The organism is Delftia sp. WSY_22 (assembly GCF_043104185.1).
Lineage (GTDB): Bacteria > Pseudomonadota > Gammaproteobacteria > Burkholderiales > Burkholderiaceae_C > Comamonas > Comamonas tsuruhatensis.
Genome location: NZ_JBICKN010000057.1, coordinates 265,430 through 282,245, shown reverse-complemented (window position 1 = coordinate 282,245; position 16,816 = coordinate 265,430). Strand labels below are relative to the sequence as shown.

Below are 16,816 nucleotides of genomic sequence, written 5' to 3'. Positions count from 1 at the left end.
TCCGGCCGCTAGGCGGATGCCTGGCGCAGCAGCGGCGAGGAGGGCAGGAAACGGAACGCGGTTGACGCACCGACGAGGGTGGCCGCAATCGAGATCATCACGGCCTTGTAGGGCTCCACGCCCCAGGCCTCGGCCCAGGCCGCCACCCAGCCCGTGAACCATTGCACCAGGGCCACGCCCAGGAACATGGCCATGGTGAACAGCGACAGTGCGCGGCCGGTCATCTCGGGCGGGTAGGAAGCGCGCACATCGGCGTACTGCAGCACCGAATAGCCCGACAGCAGGCCCATGGCGAAGATCAGCGCCACATTGGTCCAGCCATGGTGCAAAAAGGCCATGAGCATGAACAGGCTGCCCATGAGCAGCGAGTAATTGGTGAGCCAGCGCCGGCGCCGTCCTGGGCCGGGGTCCATGCGCCCGAAAATCGCGGGGCTGAACAGCGAGATCATCGATACGACCAGCGCCACATTGCCGCTTTCCACCAGCGAAAAACCATAGCGATGGATGAGCAGCGGCCCCAGCCACAGGCCGCGCAGCGCCAGAAACGATGCATAGCAGGCCATGGCCAGCAGGACGATACCCAGCGTGTGCGGCAGCGTGAACAGCTCGGCCATGCGGCGTGCCGCCACGCCCCAGCTTTCCCGTGCGGCGGTCTGTGCTCTGCGGCGGGCGGGCTCGTGCACGCGCCACCAGATCAGCAGCCAGGACAGGGCCGACATCACGGCCAGCAGCGCAAAGCCCGAGCGCCAGCCGAAATGCTGGACCAGCCAGGCCAGCGGCGTGCCTGTGAACAGCAGCCCCAAGCCGCCCACGCCCATGCCCACGCCCGACAGAAAGGCGAAGCGGTCCATGGGAAAGTGGCGCGAGATGAACATGGTGCAGGCCAGGAAGGCCGGCGAGCAGCCCACGCCGATCAGCAACTGGCCCACCATCAGCCAGCCGTAATTGGGTGCGGCGGCGGACAGTGCCGATCCCGCGATCGCCAGCGGAAACGACAGCAGCACCGTGCGGCGCAGGCCGTAGAGATCCATGCCTATGCCCATGAGCAGCTGGGCCACGCCGAAGGACAGTCCGAACAGGCCCGCAAAGGCCCCCAGCGACTGGGCCGTAAGCCCGAAATCCTGCTGCAGGCCGGTCGCTATGACCGAGGTCGTGGTGCGAAAGGCCTGGCTCAGCGCAAAGGCCGAGAGCAGGGCCAGCAGCATGGCCCACAGCAGCTGGCTGCGTGGCGGCGGTGCTGCGGTGGAGGTCTGCGAAGCCTCTGTGTGTGTGTTGTTGTGTGGGGGCTGTTGCGGCGCTGCGGACACGGTATTTCTCCTGGCGCCGCAGCTTACCCGTTTGCGCGCATGCGCGCTGTCGCCACCGCAGCGGTCTGCCGTCGGTGGCGCCCGCCAGTTCTTACAGCTCGGTGCGCAGCGCCCAGATTTCGGGGAACAGCACCACGTCCAGCATCTTGCGCAGGTAGCTGACGCCGCCGGTGCCGCCCGTGCCGCGCTTGAAGCCGATGACGCGCTCCACCGTGGTCAGATGGCGGAAGCGCCACAGGCGGAAGGCGTCCTCGATGTCGGCCAGCTTTTCGCCGAGCTGGTACAGGTCCCAGTGCTGGTGGGGATCGCGGTAGACCGTGATCCAGGCCTGCTTGACGCCTTCGCTGGCCTCGTAGGGCTGGGTCCAGTCGCGCTCCAGCCGGTCGGCGGGCACCTCGATGCCCTCGCGCGCCAGCAGTTGCAGGGACACGTCGTAGAGCGAGGGCGAGCGCCATGCCGCCTCCACCTGGGCCAGCAGGTCGGGCCGGTGGGCATGGGGCTGGAGCATGGCGGCGTTCTTGTTGCCCAGCGAAAACTCGATGCAGCGGTACTGGTAGCTCTGGAAGCCGCTGGAGTTGGCCAGGTAGGGACGCATGGCCGTGTACTCGGGCGGCGTCATGGTGGACAGCACGGTCCAGGCGCTGACCAGTTGCTCCATGATGCGGCTGACGCGGGCCAGCATCTTGAAGGCGTCGGCGCGCGTGCCGCCTGCGATGGCGGCCGTGGCGGCTCGGACCTCATGCAGCATCAGCTTCATCCACAGCTCGCTGGTCTGGTGCTGGATGATGAACAGCATCTCGTCATGCGCGGGCGACAGCGGGTGCTGTGCCGTGAGGATCTGGTCCAGGTGCAGGTAGTCGCCATAGCTCATGGACTGGCTGAAGTCCAGCTGGGCGCGCTCCTCTTTGACGATGGATTCGGTGCGGCCGGGGCTGTTCATGGGACAGCCGGAGTGTTCGGTGGTCATGTGGGAGTCTCGCAAGTCTCGATGCGGAAAATGCAGGGCGCAGCGTAACCGAATCCCGCGCAGCAATCCTGCGGCTTGCAAGAAGCGGGATGCGCGCCCGCGCCGGGCTGCGTAGAGTAGGGCATCCGATGATCCTGAAAGACATGCCGTGTCCCACCAAGCCATGAATCAAGCCAGCGATGCCCCTGCCAACCCCGCTGCCCTGGTGGCCCGATGCTGCCGCTGGCTGGAGACCGAGGAGCCGCCCCCCGCCCTGGGCGCGCTGGCAGAACGCTCGGGGCTGAGCCCCTGGCAGCTGCACCGATTGTTCAAGCAGGCCACGGGCCTCACGCCCAAGGCCTATGCCAAGGCGCACCGCGCGCGTGCGCTGCGCCAGGCGCTGCAGCCAGGCCAGAGCGACTCGGTCACCGATGCCGCCTACCTCAGCGGCTATGCGGCCAGCAGCAGTTTCTACCGCGACGCAGGCGCCATGCTGGGCATGGCGCCCGGTGACTACCGGCGCGGCGGCATGCGCCAGACCATCCGCTTTGCGGTGGCCGAATGCACGCTGGGCAGCATCCTGGTGGCCAGCACCGATCGCGGCGTGTGCTGCGTGCTGCTGGGCGACGATGCCGAGGCCCTGGTCCAGGACCTGCAGCAGCGCTTTCCGCTGGCCGAACTGGTGGGCGGCGATGCCGGATTCGAGCACACCGTGGCCCAGGTCGTGGCCCTGGTCGAGCAGCCGCGCCGGGGCCTGGCACTGCCGCTGGATGTGCAGGGCACGGCCTTCCAGCAGCGCGTATGGCAGGCGCTGTGCGCCATTCCCGCCGGGCAGACGCTGAGCTATTCGGAACTGGCCCTGCGCCTGGGCATGCCCACGGGTGCCCGGGCCGTGGCCAGCGCCGTCGCGGCCAACCCCATTGCCGTGGCCGTGCCCTGCCACCGCGTGGTGCGCAACGACGGCAGCATCTCCGGCTACCGCTGGGGCGTGGAGCGTAAGCGCGCCTTGCTGCTGCGCGAGGCGCGCCAGGCGCAGGAGGCGTCTGGCAAGGACGCTGGGCACGCACCGCTGCGCCAGGCAGGAAGCGCATGAGCGGGCAGGGGCAAGGGCGTGGCACCGGCCAGACCTACCAGGCGCAGCAGCAACTGACGCTGCCGGCCGGCTACCGCATGACCGAGTTCTGGGGCTTTCACCGGCGCGATGCCCAGCGCCTTTCCGAATGCGATCTGCAGGATGGCGGCACCATCCGCATGCACAAGGGCCTGATGTGGAAAGGCCTTCCCACGCTGCTCACCCTGGAGCTGACGCAGCAGTGCGAAGAGGCGGCCGTGGTCCAGGCCCGATGGCACCTGCCCGCCGATGCGGGCGCAATCACCGGCATGGACGATGTGCTGGCCGCCATGCTGCGGCGCATGTTCGGACTGTCCCAGGATGTGGGGGAGTTCGAGCGCCGCTTTGGCCGCCATGAGCGGCTGGGACCGCTGCTGGCGCGCCAGCGGGGCCTGCATGTGCCCGCGGCCTGCACGCCCTGGGAGGCGCTGAGCTGGGCCGTCACCGGGCAGCAGATCAGCGTGGCGGCAGCCGTGTCGCTGCGCCGCCGCCTGATCGCTGCAGCCGGCCAGCCGGTGGCGCTGCACGATGGCCATGCCGACGCGCCGCAGCAGCTGTGGTGCATGCCGGAGGCCGCGCAGGTGGCGCAGCTGAGCGAGGACGACTTGCGCGCGGCCGGCTTTTCCCGGAGCAAGACCCATACGCTGCGCCTGCTGGCGCATGCCGTGCAGGCGGGCGAACTGCCGCTGGACGATTGGGCCGCCATGCCCGAGCTGCCCGCCAGCGAGATCAGCCGGCGGCTGCTGGCCCTCAAGGGCGTCGGCCCGTGGACCGTGAACTACATGCTGCTGCGCGGCTATGGCCAGCTGGACGGCCCGTTGCACGGCGATGTGGCCGTGCGCCGCGCCCTGGCGCGGCTGCTGGAGACGGAATCCGTGGACGCCGCGCAGACCGAGTTGTGGCTGCGGGACTTCGCGCCCTGGCGCGCCCTGGTCGCGGCCCATCTCTGGGCCTCGCTGTCGTCCACGGCGTTCTGAAGGGCTGGCTCCAGGCTTCAGGTCACCGCATTGACGCGGTTGAACTCCGGCTTGCGCCATTCGCCCGATTCCAGCACCAGGCGCAGGTGCTCCACGGCATGCCAGACATCTTCGAATCCCACGTACAGCGGCGTGAAGCCGAAGCGCAGGATGTCCTTGTGCAGGCCCGTGCCGTCTCCCTTGCGGAAGTCGCCGATCACGCCGCGTGCGATCAGCGCCTGCACGATGGCATAGGCGCCGCTGTCCTTGCCGTCCACGCCCAGCCCTTCCTCGCGCGTGAGGCAGACCTGGGAGCCGCGCCGGCCGTGCTCGCGCGGCGTGGCCAGGCCCAGGCCGTGGCCCTGGCAGCGTTCCTCGACCAGGGCGATGAACAGGTCGGTCAGCGCCAGCGACTTGTTGCGCAGCGCGTCCATGCCGCCCAGCGGCTCCACGGCCGTGAACACGTCCAGGCCGCACTGCAGCACGCTCAGGCTGACCATGGGCTGGGTGCCGCACAGGTAGCGCTGTATGCCCTGGGCCGGGTGGTAGTCCGGCACAAACTTGAAAGGCTCGGCATGGCCGAACCAGCCCGACAGCGGCTGCCAGAAGCGGTTGATCAGGCGCGGATGGGCCCAGACAAAGGCCGGCGCACCGGGGCCGCCGTTGAGGTACTTGTAGCTGCAGCCGATGGCGAAGTCGGCATTCGCGCCCTTGAGATCGACAGGCACGGCGCCCGCGCTGTGGCACAGGTCCCAGACGCAGAGAATGCCCTTGCCCTGCGCGGCAGCCGTCACGGCAGCCATGTCGTGCATGGCGCCCGTGCGGTAGTTCACATGGGTGAGCATGCAGATGGCGACCTCGTCGGTCAGCGCATCGGCAATCTCCTCGGGTTCGAGCAGCACCAGCTCCAGGCCGTATTCCTGGCAGACCGACTGGGCGATGTAGAGGTCGGTGGGGAAGTTGCTGCGCTCGCTGATCAGGCGCTTGCGCTGCGGCGCGTCCTCGCGCGCGATGCGGGCCGCAGCCGTCAGCACCTTGTAGAGGTTGATGGAGGCCGTGTCGGTGAACACCAGCTCGCCCGCGCCCACGCCCAGCCAGGGGGCGAACTGGTCGCCCAGGCGCTGGGGCAGGCTGATCCAGCCGGCGTCGTTCCACGAGCGGATCAGGCCCTGCGCCCATTCCTGCTGCACCACCTCGGCCACGCGCGCGGTGGCGGCGCGGGGGCTGGCGCCCAGCGAATTGCCGTCAAGGTAGATCACGCCTTCGGGCAGCGTGAATTGGTCGCGCAGGGCGCGCAGCGGGTCTTGCGCATCGAGGGTGAGGCAGTCTTGCAGGCTCGTCACGGGGTCTCCTTGGGTATGGAAAAGGCGAAAGGCGAAAGGTGCGGCCCGGGAATCAGGCCAGGGCACGCAGCACGGCGCGCACGGGCGAGGCATCGGCCTCGACCAGCTTGAGCGGCAGGGCGATGAGCTCGTAGTCGCCCTCGGGCACCTCGTCCAGCACCAGGTTCTCCAGCACGCGCAGGCCGCGCCGGCGGATCACCTGGTGGCTGTCCAGGCTCTTGCTGCTGGCCGGGTCGATGCTGGCCGTGTCAATGCCGATGAGCTTCACCCCCAGGTCGGCCAGCCGCTCCACCGTGGCCGGTGCATAGGCTGCCAGTTCCTGGTCCCAGGTGGCGGGGGCGCGCTCGTAGGTGCGCACCAGCACGCGTGCCGGAAGATGCTCCACGGCGTGGGCGATGTGCTCCCATTCGACCAGCGGTCCCTTGCCGATGGCGTGGATCACGCGGCAGGGGCCGAGGAAGGCGTCCAGGTCCACATGGCCGATGCTGGCGCCGTCCGCGTCATAGTGCAGCGGTGCATCGGCATGCGCTCCCACATGGGGCGACAGCGTGATGGCGCTGACATTGACCGGGCAGCCCGGCCCGATGGTGGCGCACCATTGCTGGCTGTAGGCCGTGTCGCCGGGAAAGACGGGGCTGGCGGCCTGCACGGCCGGGGAGATGTCCCAGAGTCTGCGGGTCATGGTTTCACTCCTTCGGGGCGGTTCGGGCGGCCTGTGCGCGCGGCCGGTACCACAGCGCATACACCAGGGCCAGCAGGCCCAGGAAGGGCAGGCCCGTGAGCAGCGTCATGTGGAAGACCTCGGTGAAATAGGTGGTGACGATCACGCCCAGCATCAGCGCGGCGCCGGCCAGCGTGAACAGCGGATAGCCCCACATGCGGAACTGCAGGCGCTGGCCCGGATGCTCGCGCGACCAGCGCGCGCGGAAAAACAGATGGGTCACGAAGATCATGAACCAGGTGAACATGGCGCCGAACATGGACACGGACATCATCCACAGCAGCGAGCCTTCGGGCTTCCACAGGTTCACGGCCACGGCCACGGCAATGCCCAGGCAGGAGATGGCAATCGCCGCCACGGGCACGCCGCGGCTGTTCAGCCGCCCGAACACCGAGGGCGCATAGCCGCCGCGCGACAGGCTGAACATCATGCGCGAGGTCACATACAGCTGGCTGTTCATGGCCGACAGCGCGGCCACCAGCACCACGAAGTTGATGATGCTGGCAGCGCCCGGGATGCCGATGATCTCCATCACCTTCACGAAGGGGCTCTTGTCCGTGCCGGCCTGCTGCCAGGGCACGATGGCCAGCATCAGCGCCAGCGTCAGCAGGTAGAAGATCACCAGGCGCGCCATGGTGGTGCGAAAGGCCCGGGTGATGGCGCGCTTGGGGTCCTCGGCCTCGCCGGCCGCCACGGCCACGGCCTCCAGGCTCAGGTAGCTGAAGATGGCGATGATCACGGCCACCCAGGTGCCCCACAGGCCCTTGGGGAAGAAGCCGCCATCGGCTGTGTAGTTGAAAAAGCCGATGCCCTGGGGCTGCGAGCCGAACACCACCCAGGCGCCGATCAGGATGAAGGCCACGATGGCGATGATCTTGACCATGGAAAAGCCGTACTCCACCTGGCCGAAGGCCTTGACGCTGCTGGCGTTGACGGCCACCAGCGCGCCCGAGAACACCACCACCCAGATCCAGCGCGGCACGTCGGGGAACCAGTACCCCATGTAGATGCCTATGGCCGTCACCTCCATGCCCACGGCCAGCACCACGGCGGCCCAGTAGGCATAGCGGACCATGAAGCCGGCCATCGGGCTGATGTAGTGCTCGGCATAGGCGCCGAACGAGCCCGAGGTCGGATGGGCCACCGTCATCTCTGCCAGGCAGCCCATGAGCAGCAGCGAGATCAGCGCGCCGATGGCGTAGCTGACCAGCACGCTGGGGCCGGCGAATCCGATGGCGAAGGCGCTGCCCATGAACAGGCCGGTGCCGATGGCGCCTCCGATGGCGATCATCACCATCTGGGCGGCGGACAGCTGCTGGCGCAGGCCGGTTTCTCGTTGCTGAATGTCTTGGAAGGCGGCCATGGTGCGCGGCGGTTGGGGGCTGAAAGCGGAAGGCGTAAGTATCTGCGCTTTCACCGCCGGCTCCGGGCTGGCCGCTGCAAAACCATGGGAGGGTCCGGCTCAGGCTCCGCGTGCGTAGCAGCCCGGCGTCAGCGCATGGTGGGCCTTGAAGGCGCGCTGCAGGTGGGCCTGGTCGGCAAAGCCCATGGCATAGGCCGCATCGGACAGCGCCGCCCCCGTGGCCAGCAGGCGGCGCGCGCCGTTGATGCGCAGGTTCAGGCGGTAGCTGCCGGGCGTCATGCCCGTGGCCGCCTTGAAGCGGCGGATGAAGCGCGTGGCGCTCATGCCGCATTCCTGGGCCAGGGACTGCACGGTCAGGCCTGCATCGGGTCCTGCATGCAGGCGCTGCAGCGCGGGGGCCAGGGCCGCCGCATCGCCGGGCAGGGGCAAGGCTGCGGGCTGGGCACAGCGGTCCAGCAGGTGCTCCAGGCCCAGGGCCAGGTGGTCGGCGGCGGCCGCGCCATCGACGGGGCGGCACAGGCCATCCACCAGGCGGGCGATGTCCGCATCCGTGAGCGTGCGCCGGGGAAAGCGCAGCGCGGCCACGCCCAGCCGCGCGTGCAGCCAGTCGGCATCGACAAACAGCATGCGGTAGGACCATGGCGCGCCGGGGTCGGGATTGCAGGCATGCCAGGCGCCGGGCTCGATCAGCACCACGCCGCCCGCCTCCACGGGCTGCGGGCCGTGGGCATGGTGGAACACGGTGCGGCCCGCGTCCACGATGCCGATCGAGTACTCGGCATGCATGTGCAGCCGAAAGCAATGCGGCGAGCGCGCGCTGTCGCGCAGCTCGGCCCAGGGAGCGGCCGGATGGCGGTGGAATCGGTGGGGAGAGGCTGAAGTCATGGCGGCCAGCCATCATGCCAGCATGGCCGCCACGCTGGCGACCAGCAGCAGGGCCAGCAGGCGGTGGAACAGGCGCTGGCGGCGTTCGGTGCGCAGCCAGCCCGAAAGCAGCTGGCCCAGCAGCGCCCAGCTGCCGACCCCCACCAGGCAGGCCAGCAGCGAGATGGCGCAAAACTGCAGCAGCGCCCACGGCGCATTCGCGTGGGGCAGCACGAACAGGCCCACGCCGGCCAGCGCCACCAGCCAGGCCTTGGGGTTGAGCGTCTGCACGGCCGTGCCCTGCAACAGCGCTTGCAGCAGGGCCTGCAGCGGGCGCTGCGATCCGGCCTGCTGCTGCGCACCGGCCTGGCCCACAGGCGCGTTGGCCAGCCGCCAGGCCAGCCACAGCAGATAGGCGGCGCACAGCCACTGTGCGGCCGCAGACAGCTGCGGCAGCGTCTGCAGCAGCCACTGTGCGCCCTGGCCCATGACCCAGACCACGGCCGCATAGCTGGCGCTGGCGCCCAGCACATAGGCGGCAGAGACCAGGCGCGAGCGGGCTGCGCCGTGGCGCAGGGCCAGCACATTGACGGGGCCGGGCGTGATGGCACCCACGAGGGTGAAGACGCCCATGGCGAGCAGCGAGGAGGACATGAGATTTCGCGCGGACGCAGGACTGCACAAGGCCCGCAGTCTCCCCCCGCACGCCGCCCCTGTATTGAACGCAATTGCGGGGCGCCGGCATGTCCGTCACAGCCTCTAGGGGAGCATGGCGTAGGCCACGATCTCCAGCTTCATGCCCGGCACCACCAGCGCCGAAATCCCCATGCTGGAGCGGTTGGGATAGGGCGCCTCGAAGAACTCGCGGTACACGGCGTCGATGGCCGGCATGTCGGCCACGTCGGTCATGTAGATCAGCACCTGGGTCACATGCGCCAGCGTGCCGCCTGCGGCCTGCAGCGCGTTGCGCAGGTTGGTGAAGGTCAGGCGCGCCTGCTGTTCGATGGGGCCGGTGTCGATGCTGCCGTCGGGCCGCACGGGGCCGTGGGCCGTGAATAGCATCTGGCCGCTGGCCTTGACGGCCCAGGAGAAGGGCTGCTTGAGCGGCGGCAGTCCCACGTCGATGATTTGCTTCATGGTGTCTTGGTTCTTGGTGGTTGTTGTCAGGCGGAAGGCCTTACAGCGCGGTTCTCACGGACCAGATTTCGGGGAACAGCACCACGTCCAGCATCTTGCGCAGATAGCTGACGCCGCCCGTGCCGCCCGTGCCGCGCTTGAAGCCGATGACGCGCTCCACCGTGGTCACATGGCGAAAGCGCCACAGGCGGAAGGCGTCCTCGATGTCGGCGAGCTTTTCGCCGAGCTGGTACAGGTCCCAGTGCGACTGCGGGTCGCGGTAGACCTGCGCCCAGGCGGCCTCGACCTCGGGGCTGGCCGTGTAGGGCTGGGTCCAGTCGCGTTCCAGGTGCCCGGCAGGAATGGCCAACCCCTGGCGTGCCAGCAGGCGCAGGGCCTCGTCATAGAGCGAGGGCGAGCGCCATGCCGCCTCCACCTGGGCCAGCAGATCGGGCCGGTGGGCATGGGGCTGGAGCATGGCGGCATTCTTGTTGCCCAGCGCGAACTCGATGCAGCGGTACTGGTAGCTCTGGAAGCCGCTGGAGCTGGCGAGATACGGGCGCATGGCCGTGTACTCGGTAGGCGTCATGGTGGCCAGCACGGACCAGGCGCCGACCAGCTGCTCCATGATGCGGCTCACGCGGGCCAGCATCTTGAAGGCATCTGCATGGCGCTCGGCCGCCACGGCGGCCGTGGCGGCGCCCAGCTCGTGCAGCATGAGCTTCATCCACAGCTCGCTGGTCTGGTGCTGGATGATGAACAGCAACTCGTCATGCGTGGGCGACAGCAGTTGCTGTGCGCCCAGGATGGCGTCCAGCTGCAGGTAGTCGCCATAGCTCATGGACTGGCTGAAATCCAGCTGCGCCCTTTCCTCGGCGACGATGCGCTCGGTCAGGCCGCCATGGACGGGGCAGCCGCTCATTGCGGCGACTCCAGCACCGTGGCAATGGCGTCGGCCACGTACTGCACGTTGGCGCCGGACAGGCCCGACATGCACATGCGGCCCGAGCGGATCAGGTACACGCCATGCTCGTCGCGCAGGCGGTGGACCTGGGGCTCGGTGATGCCTGTGTAGCTGAACATGCCGCGCTGGGTCAGCAGGAAGCCGAAGTCGCGCCGCTCGCCAAAACGCTCCTGCAGCGCGCTGTGCAGCTGGGCGCGCATGTCCTTGATGCGCCCGCGCATCTGCGCCAGCTCCTGCGCCCATTGGGCGCTCAGTTCGGGCGACGCCAGCACCTGCTGCACCAGGCGCGCGCCACGGGTGGGTGGCGAGGAATAGTTGCTGCGCACCGTGGCCTTGAGCTGGCCCAGCACATTGCCGGCCGTGGACGCGTCGTTGCAGACCACGCTGAGGCCGCCCACGCGTTCGCCATACAGCGAGAAGTTCTTGGAAAACGAATTGGCCACGAAGGCCTGGGCGCCCGCGTCGGCCAGGGCGCGCACGGACCAGGCGTCTTCATCGAGCCCATCGCCAAAGCCCTGGTAGGCCATGTCCACAAAGGGGATCAAGCCGCGCTCCACGATCACCGGGATCAGTTGCTGCCACTGCTCGCGCGACAGGTCCACGCCCGTGGGGTTGTGGCAGCTGGCATGCAGCAGCACCACGCTGCCCGAGGGCAGTTCGCGCAGTGTTTGCAGCATGGCGTCGAAGCGCAGGCTGCCCGTGGCCGCGTCGTAGTAGGGATAGCTGTGGGTGCGCAGTCCCGCGCCCTGGAAGATGGCCAGGTGGTTGTCCCAGGTGGGATCGCTGAGCCAGACCTCGGCGCCGGGGAAATAGTGCTGGATGAAGTCCGCGCCCAGCTTGAGCGCGCCCGAGCCGCCCAGGGTCTGCACGGTGGCGATGCGCTGACTGCGCACGGCCTCATGACCGGCGCCGAACACCAGGTCCTGCACCAGCTGGCGGTAGGGAGCAATGCCTTCGATGGGCAGGTAGCCGCTGGGGCTTTGCTCGCGGGTCAGGGCATCGCCGGCCTGGCGCACGCAGTCCAGCACGGGCAGGCGGCCGGCCTCGTCGAAATACAGGCCGATGCTCAGGCTGACCTTGTCGGCGCGTGGGTCCTGCTGGAAGGCCTCCATCAGCGACAGGATGGGATCTCCGGGGTAGGGCGGGACGTGGCTGAACATCGAGGCGCGGGCGGTATCGAGGGGGGCAAGAGTCGTCATGTGTCTAAGGCAGAGAGAGAAACGGGAGGCCGGATGTCACCGGGCGGGAACCTGGGCTTGGGTGGATGTTGGGGTCTGGGTTGGGGTTGGGGTCTGAGGGGAGGGCTGGCCGGCCGGCCGGCGATACCAGATGGCGTAGACGGCGGCCAGCAGCAGCAAAAAGGGCAGGCCCGTGAGCACGGTCAGGCGGAATACGTCGGTGAACAGCGTGGACACCAGGGCGGCCAGCATCAGCGCCGCGCCCAGCAGCGTCAGCACCGGAAAGCCCCACATGCGAAAGGCCAGCGGCTTGTTGCCCTGGCGCACCCAGTGGATGCGGAAGAACAGGTGGGTCACGAAAATCATGAACCACGTGAACATGGCGCCGAACATGGCCACGGCCATCATCAGCATGAAGGACTGCTCGGGATTGATGATGTTGAACAGGGTGGCCACGGCAATGCCCAGGCACGACAGCAGCAGCGCCGGCAGCGGCACGCCGCGCGAGTTCACGCGGCCCAGCACGGCGGGCGCATGGCCGGCGCGCGAGAGGCTGAACATCATGCGGGTGGTGATGTACAGCTGGCTGTTCATGGCCGACAGGGCGGCCACCAGCACCACGAAATTGACCACGCTGGCCGCGCCGGGCAGGCCAATGATCTCCATCACCTTGACGAAGGGGCTGCCCTCCTTGCCGGCGGCCGACCACGGCACGATGGCCAGCATCAGCGCGATCGTGGCCAGGTAGAACACCACCAGGCGCACCATGGTGGAGCGGAAGGCGCTGGTGACGGCGCGCTGCGGGTCCTTGGCCTCGCCGGCGGCCACCGCGATCATCTCGATGCTCAGGTAGCTGAAGATGGCGATGATCACGCCCACCCAGGTCCCCCACAGGCCGTTGGGGAAGAAGCCGCCGTTGTTGACGTAGTTGGCAAAGCCCACGCCGTCCGGACGGGCGCCGAACACCACCCAGGCGCCGACCACGATGAAGGCCGCGATGGCGATGATCTTGATCATGGAGAAGCTGTACTCCACGGCGCCGAAGGCCTTGACGCTCATCATGTTCACGCCGATGAGCGCGCCCGAGAAGATCACCACCCAGGCCCAGCGCGGCACCTCGGGGAACCAGTAGCCCATGTACAGGCCCACGGCCGTCACCTCGGTGCCCACGGCCAGCACCACGCAGGCCCAGTAGGCATAGCGGACCATGAAGCCGGCCATCGGGCTGATGTAGTGCTCGGCATAGGCGCCGAACGAGCCCGAGGTCGGGTGGGCCACCGTCATCTCGGCCAGGCAGCCCATGAGCAGCAGCGAGATCACTGCGCCGATGGCATAGCTGATCAGCACGCTGGGCCCGGCAAAGCCGATGGCAAAGCCGCTGCCCAGGAACAGGCCGGTGCCGACGGCACCGCCGATGGCGATCATGGTCATCTGTCCGGCGGACAGCTGCTGTTTGAGTCCGGCTTCGCGCTGGACGATGTCTTCGAAGGCTGGCATGGGTTGTTGTCTCCGTTGCTGTGGGGGGCTTCGGAGGCGGATGCTATGGACGGCCTTCGCGGGGCGTTTAGTAGTTATCCCTAAATCGACTTGATCTTGGATAAGTTATTCTGTGAAACATGAATTCATAGGTGGTTTATGCCAATCGACATCGACAGAACGGACCGGCTGCTGATCCGCGCCCTGCAGGACAACGCGCGGCTGACCTCGGGTGAGCTGGCGCAGCGTGTGCATTTGTCGCAGTCACCGTCATGGCGGCGCATCAAGCGGCTGGAGGACGAGGGCGTGATCACCGGCTACCACGCCGCGCTGAGCCGGCGCGCCATAGGTTTTGGCGTGCTGGCCTTCGTGATGGTGGGCATAGACCACCAGAACGAGGAGTCCTCGCGCCATTTCCAGGAAGCGGTCTGCGCCATTCCCGAGGTCGTGATGTTCCACGGCATCTCGGGGCCGGAGGACTTCCTGCTGGTCGTCGTGGCGCGCGATCTCGACGCCTATTCCGATCTGCTGCTCAGCCGCCTGCACCGGCTGCCCGGCGTGCGCCAGGTGCACACGCATTTCTCGCTGCAGGAATTCAAGGGACAGCTGGCGGGGCTGCCGGTGGAATGACGGCCGGTGGCGCCTGGCAGGCTGCTACAGCAGGCCGCTGTCCAGCGCCTGCATGCCATGGCGCACGCGCACGCGGTTGCAGGCATCGCTGCCGGCGGCGAACTCGCGGCAGGGCGAGGGGCGCCATTCATAGATGCCGCAATGGGCCTTCTCGCCCACCTTGCCGACCAGGGCCGCGCAGCGGGGACGCGCCCAGTCGGTTCCGCGCATGCGGCAGGTGTGGTCGGTGACTTCCTCGGCCAGCCCGGCTGGCACGCGGCCGCCCTGCGCCTGCGACTCGTGCACGGAAAAGTCCACGCGAAACGATGCGCAGCAGGCGCCGCAGCTCAGGCAGGGATGGGTCATGGCGTGGGGAAGGGAGTGCGCAAAGGCCGTGTCGGCGTCGGCCGCCATTGTGCCGCGCGCCGCCCGCCTGGGCCCGCCAGGGGGCAAAGCCGGGAACGCAAAACCCTGTCCCGCACTCCGATACCATGCGCGGTCCCGCCGCCCGGGTTCGATCAAAATCAAAATGAGAATAAAAATCAATTGATACAACACGCCATGCATTCGATGAACCCCGCGACGGACGCTGCGGCTCCGTCCACGCTGTCCGCGCCTCCCATGTCCTCCTCTGCTGCCGTTGCCGCCGTTGCTGCCACCACGGCCATCACCCTTGATGCCCTGCCCCGCCAGGTATCGGCGCGCGTGGTCGAGCTCCATGCCGCACGCGATGCCAGCGAGCAGGAACTGCTGCTGCGGCTCATGGAGATCGGCTTTCTGCCCGGCGAGCCCGTGCGCATCCTGGCCGCGGGCTTTCCGGGCGACGACCCGCTGGCCGTGCGCGTGGGCCAGACCACGTTCGCTTTGCGCCGCCATGAGGCGGCCCTGGTGCGCGTGGCGCCGGAGGCGGTGGCATGAGCGCGTCGTCCTCTCCCAAACTCATTCAGCCGCTGCAGCCTGCCCAGGGCGGCGGCGGCAGCGGTGATTCCGCACTGCGCCTGGCCTTGCTGGGCAACCCCAACTGCGGCAAGACGGCGCTGTTCAACCTGCTGACCGGCGCACGCCAGAAGGTGGCCAACTACGCGGGCGTGACCGTGGAGCGCAAGGAAGGCTGGCTGAGCACGGCCAGCGGCCGGCGCGTGCGCGTGCTGGACCTGCCGGGCACCTACAGCCTGCACGCGCACAGCGAGGATGAGCGCATCACGCGCGACATCGTCTCGGGTCGCCATGCGCGCGAGGCGCCGCCCGAACTGCTGGTCTGCGTCACCGACGCCACCCATCTGCGCCTGAACCTGCGCCTGGTGCTGGAGGCCCAGCGCCTGGGTCTGCCCATGCTGCTGGTGCTCAACATGAGCGACATGGCCAGGCGCCAGGGCATCGATATCGACCGCGAGGCGCTGTCACGCGCCCTGGGCATGCCCGTGCTGTCCACGGTGGGCGTGCGCCAGGACGGCGCGCGCGAACTGCTGCAATGGCTGGACGGCCCCGAAGCCCGCGCCCTGGCGGCGCCGCAGCTGCAGGCCCCGGCCCGCCCGGGCGATGCGCGCGAGCAGGTGCTGGCCCTGCACCAGCAGGTGGCCCGCATCATGGCCGACTGCGTCAAGGAGCCCGTGGTGGACACCCGGCGCGACGACCGCATCGACGCCGTGGTGCTGCACCCGCTGTGGGGCATGCTGCTGCTGGCGGCCACGCTGTTCCTGATGTTCCAGGCCGTGTTCAGCTGGGCACAGCCGCTGATGGATGGCATCGAGGGCGGCGTTTCGGCCGTCTCGGCCCTGGTCAACGAGCACATGCCCGAAGGCGCGCTGCGCAGCCTGCTGGCCGATGGCGTGATCGCCGGCACGGGCGCCGTGCTGGTCTTCCTGCCGCAGATCCTGATCCTGTTCCTGTTCATCCTTGCACTCGAGGATTCGGGCTACCTGCCGCGTGCCGCCTTTTTGCTGGACCGCATCATGGGCAAGGTCGGCCTGTCGGGCCGCTCCTTCATTCCGCTGCTGTCCAGCTTCGCCTGCGCCGTGCCCGGCATCATGGCCACGCGCTCCATCACCAGCTGGCGCGACCGCCTGGTGACCATCATGATCGCGCCGCTGATGACCTGCTCGGCGCGCCTGCCGGTCTATGCGCTGCTGATCAGCGCCTTCATTCCCGAGCGCACGGTGGGCGGCATCTTCAACCTGCAGGGCCTGGTGCTGTTCGCGCTGTACGTGGCCGGCATCGCCAGCGCCATGGCCGTGGCCGGCGTGGCCAAGCTGGTGGGCCGCAGCGCCGGCCCCACGCCGCTGCTGATGGAGCTGCCCTCCTACCGCTGGCCCAGCCCGCGCAGCCTGGCCCTGGGCCTGTACGAGCGCGCCATGATCTTCCTGCGCCGCGTCGGCGGCATCATCCTGACCGTGAGCATCGTGCTGTGGTTCCTGGCCAGCTACCCGGCGCCGCCCGATGGCGTCACCGAAGCGGCCATCCGCTACAGCTTTGCAGGCCGCATCGGCGGCTGGCTGGAGGTGGTGCTGGCGCCGATCGGCTTCAACTGGCAGATCGCCATCGCCCTGGTGCCCGGCATGGCCGCGCGCGAAGTGGCCGTCAGTGCCATGGGCACGGTCTATGCACTGTCCGCTGCCAGCGACGAGGCCATGGCCGAGCAGCTGGGGCCGCTGATCGCCCATACCTGGTCCCTGGCCACGGCGCTGTCGCTGCTGGCCTGGTTCGTGTTCGCGCCCCAGTGCATTTCCACGCTGGCGGCCGTGTGGCGCGAGACCAATGGCTGGCGCTATCCGCTGCTGATGACGGGCTACCTGTTCGCGCTGGCCTACCTGGCCAGCTTCATCACCTACCGCGTGGCCCTCGCGCTGGGCGCGGGCTGAGGAG

General features: G+C 68.6%; 17 protein-coding genes. 5 read left to right on the top strand and 12 right to left on the bottom strand.

The annotated features are described in order from the left end of the window. Window positions 1–8: 8 nt before the first annotated feature. Together ACF8NF_RS25335 and kynA (ACF8NF_RS25330) are read right to left on the bottom strand one after the other, a co-directional pair. The gene (locus ACF8NF_RS25335; protein ID WP_392451498.1) at window positions 9–1,307 is read right to left on the bottom strand and encodes an MFS transporter; all 1,299 of its coding nucleotides are present in this window, start codon (window positions 1,305–1,307) and stop codon (window positions 9–11) included. A 91-nt stretch (window positions 1,308–1,398) separates the two neighbouring features. After that, the gene (gene kynA / locus ACF8NF_RS25330; protein WP_034365327.1) at window positions 1,399–2,274 is read right to left on the bottom strand and encodes a tryptophan 2,3-dioxygenase; all 876 of its coding nucleotides are present in this window, start codon (window positions 2,272–2,274) and stop codon (window positions 1,399–1,401) included. A 163-nt stretch (window positions 2,275–2,437) separates the two neighbouring features. Here kynA (ACF8NF_RS25330) and ada point away from each other — a divergent pair, with 163 nt between their 5' ends. Then, complete coding sequence (gene ada / locus ACF8NF_RS25325) at window positions 2,438–3,346, top strand: bifunctional DNA-binding transcriptional regulator/O6-methylguanine-DNA methyltransferase Ada (protein ID WP_016449000.1); 909 nt, start codon at window positions 2,438–2,440, stop codon at window positions 3,344–3,346. Continuing rightward, complete coding sequence (locus ACF8NF_RS25320) at window positions 3,343–4,341, top strand: DNA-3-methyladenine glycosylase family protein (protein WP_392451497.1); 999 nt, start codon at window positions 3,343–3,345, stop codon at window positions 4,339–4,341. Before ada ends, ACF8NF_RS25320 begins: the two co-directional genes overlap by 4 nt. A gap of 17 nt (window positions 4,342–4,358) precedes the next feature. Here ACF8NF_RS25320 and kynU read toward each other — a convergent pair whose 3' ends face one another. The 9 genes from kynU to ACF8NF_RS25275 all read right to left on the bottom strand — a co-directional run bounded on the left by kynU (window position 4,359) and on the right by ACF8NF_RS25275 (window position 13,366). Further along, window positions 4,359–5,663, bottom strand: coding sequence for a kynureninase (gene kynU / locus ACF8NF_RS25315; RefSeq protein ID WP_392451496.1), 1,305 nt, complete (start codon window positions 5,661–5,663; stop codon window positions 4,359–4,361). A 52-nt stretch (window positions 5,664–5,715) separates the two neighbouring features. Then, window positions 5,716–6,345 (bottom strand): arylformamidase, encoded by a 630-nt coding sequence (gene kynB, locus ACF8NF_RS25310; RefSeq protein ID WP_047325874.1) that lies wholly within the window; start codon window positions 6,343–6,345, stop codon window positions 5,716–5,718. 4 nt (window positions 6,346–6,349) lie between these two features. Then, window positions 6,350–7,747: an amino acid permease gene (locus ACF8NF_RS25305; protein WP_016448996.1), complete on the bottom strand. Its 1,398-nt coding sequence runs from the start codon at window positions 7,745–7,747 to the stop codon at window positions 6,350–6,352. A 99-nt stretch (window positions 7,748–7,846) separates the two neighbouring features. Beyond that, a complete protein-coding gene (locus ACF8NF_RS25300; RefSeq protein ID WP_392451495.1) occupies window positions 7,847–8,632 on the bottom strand; it encodes a helix-turn-helix domain-containing protein in 786 nt (261 codons plus the stop codon). Window positions 8,633–8,644: 12 nt separating this feature from the next. Further along, window positions 8,645–9,265: a LysE family translocator gene (locus tag ACF8NF_RS25295; protein WP_277849565.1), complete on the bottom strand. Its 621-nt coding sequence runs from the start codon at window positions 9,263–9,265 to the stop codon at window positions 8,645–8,647. A 105-nt stretch (window positions 9,266–9,370) separates the two neighbouring features. Then, window positions 9,371–9,748: a RidA family protein gene (locus ACF8NF_RS25290; protein WP_013803668.1), complete on the bottom strand. Its 378-nt coding sequence runs from the start codon at window positions 9,746–9,748 to the stop codon at window positions 9,371–9,373. Between the two features lie 40 nt (window positions 9,749–9,788). Beyond that, the gene (kynA, locus tag ACF8NF_RS25285) at window positions 9,789–10,649 is read right to left on the bottom strand and encodes a tryptophan 2,3-dioxygenase (protein ID WP_392451494.1); all 861 of its coding nucleotides are present in this window, start codon (window positions 10,647–10,649) and stop codon (window positions 9,789–9,791) included. Next, window positions 10,646–11,851 carry an aromatic amino acid transaminase gene (locus ACF8NF_RS25280; protein WP_392451520.1) on the bottom strand — a complete coding sequence of 402 codons (1,206 nt, stop codon included), beginning with the start codon at window positions 11,849–11,851 and terminating at the stop codon, window positions 10,646–10,648. Before ACF8NF_RS25280 ends, kynA (ACF8NF_RS25285) begins: the two co-directional genes overlap by 4 nt. A 75-nt stretch (window positions 11,852–11,926) precedes the next feature. Next, on the bottom strand, window positions 11,927–13,366 hold the full coding sequence (locus ACF8NF_RS25275; RefSeq protein WP_203399827.1) for an amino acid permease: 1,440 nt from the start codon (window positions 13,364–13,366) through the stop codon (window positions 11,927–11,929). Window positions 13,367–13,504: 138 nt separating this feature from the next. On the opposite strand from ACF8NF_RS25275, the gene ACF8NF_RS25270 reads away from it, so the two are divergent. Beyond that, window positions 13,505–13,975: an Lrp/AsnC family transcriptional regulator gene (locus ACF8NF_RS25270; protein WP_016448991.1), complete on the top strand. Its 471-nt coding sequence runs from the start codon at window positions 13,505–13,507 to the stop codon at window positions 13,973–13,975. Window positions 13,976–13,999: 24 nt separating this feature from the next. Here the strand turns inward: ACF8NF_RS25270 and ACF8NF_RS25265 are convergent, their stop codons facing one another. Then, complete coding sequence (locus tag ACF8NF_RS25265; RefSeq protein WP_026062772.1) at window positions 14,000–14,320, bottom strand: YkgJ family cysteine cluster protein; 321 nt, start codon at window positions 14,318–14,320, stop codon at window positions 14,000–14,002. A gap of 195 nt (window positions 14,321–14,515) precedes the next feature. Between ACF8NF_RS25265 and ACF8NF_RS25260 the strand changes: the two genes are divergently transcribed. Continuing rightward, window positions 14,516–14,872, top strand: coding sequence for a FeoA family protein (locus tag ACF8NF_RS25260; protein ID WP_016448989.1), 357 nt, complete (start codon window positions 14,516–14,518; stop codon window positions 14,870–14,872). Further along, on the top strand, window positions 14,869–16,812 hold the full coding sequence (locus tag ACF8NF_RS25255; protein WP_392451493.1) for a ferrous iron transporter B: 1,944 nt from the start codon (window positions 14,869–14,871) through the stop codon (window positions 16,810–16,812). Before ACF8NF_RS25260 ends, ACF8NF_RS25255 begins: the two co-directional genes overlap by 4 nt. Window positions 16,813–16,816 lie beyond the last annotated feature (4 nt).

What these genes read in the sequence shown, in the direction of transcription:
- kynA (WP_034365327.1), bottom strand. Translation starts at nt 2,274, where the DNA reads ATGACCACCGAACACTCCGGCTGTCCCATGAACAGCCCCGGCCGCACC.
- ada (WP_016449000.1), top strand. Translation starts at nt 2,438, where the DNA reads ATGAATCAAGCCAGCGATGCCCCTGCCAACCCCGCTGCCCTGGTGGCC.
- ACF8NF_RS25320 (WP_392451497.1), top strand. Translation starts at nt 3,343, where the DNA reads ATGAGCGGGCAGGGGCAAGGGCGTGGCACCGGCCAGACCTACCAGGCG.
- kynB (WP_047325874.1), bottom strand. Translation starts at nt 6,345, where the DNA reads ATGACCCGCAGACTCTGGGACATCTCCCCGGCCGTGCAGGCCGCCAGC.
- ACF8NF_RS25305 (WP_016448996.1), bottom strand. Translation starts at nt 7,747, where the DNA reads ATGGCCGCCTTCCAAGACATTCAGCAACGAGAAACCGGCCTGCGCCAG.
- ACF8NF_RS25300 (WP_392451495.1), bottom strand. Translation starts at nt 8,632, where the DNA reads ATGACTTCAGCCTCTCCCCACCGATTCCACCGCCATCCGGCCGCTCCC.
- ACF8NF_RS25295 (WP_277849565.1), bottom strand. Translation starts at nt 9,265, where the DNA reads ATGTCCTCCTCGCTGCTCGCCATGGGCGTCTTCACCCTCGTGGGTGCC.
- ACF8NF_RS25290 (WP_013803668.1), bottom strand. Translation starts at nt 9,748, where the DNA reads ATGAAGCAAATCATCGACGTGGGACTGCCGCCGCTCAAGCAGCCCTTC.
- kynA (WP_392451494.1), bottom strand. Translation starts at nt 10,649, where the DNA reads ATGAGCGGCTGCCCCGTCCATGGCGGCCTGACCGAGCGCATCGTCGCC.
- ACF8NF_RS25280 (WP_392451520.1), bottom strand. Translation starts at nt 11,851, where the DNA reads ATGTTCAGCCACGTCCCGCCCTACCCCGGAGATCCCATCCTGTCGCTG.
- ACF8NF_RS25275 (WP_203399827.1), bottom strand. Translation starts at nt 13,366, where the DNA reads ATGCCAGCCTTCGAAGACATCGTCCAGCGCGAAGCCGGACTCAAACAG.
- ACF8NF_RS25270 (WP_016448991.1), top strand. Translation starts at nt 13,505, where the DNA reads ATGCCAATCGACATCGACAGAACGGACCGGCTGCTGATCCGCGCCCTG.
- ACF8NF_RS25265 (WP_026062772.1), bottom strand. Translation starts at nt 14,320, where the DNA reads ATGACCCATCCCTGCCTGAGCTGCGGCGCCTGCTGCGCATCGTTTCGC.
- ACF8NF_RS25260 (WP_016448989.1), top strand. Translation starts at nt 14,516, where the DNA reads ATGCATTCGATGAACCCCGCGACGGACGCTGCGGCTCCGTCCACGCTG.
- ACF8NF_RS25255 (WP_392451493.1), top strand. Translation starts at nt 14,869, where the DNA reads ATGAGCGCGTCGTCCTCTCCCAAACTCATTCAGCCGCTGCAGCCTGCC.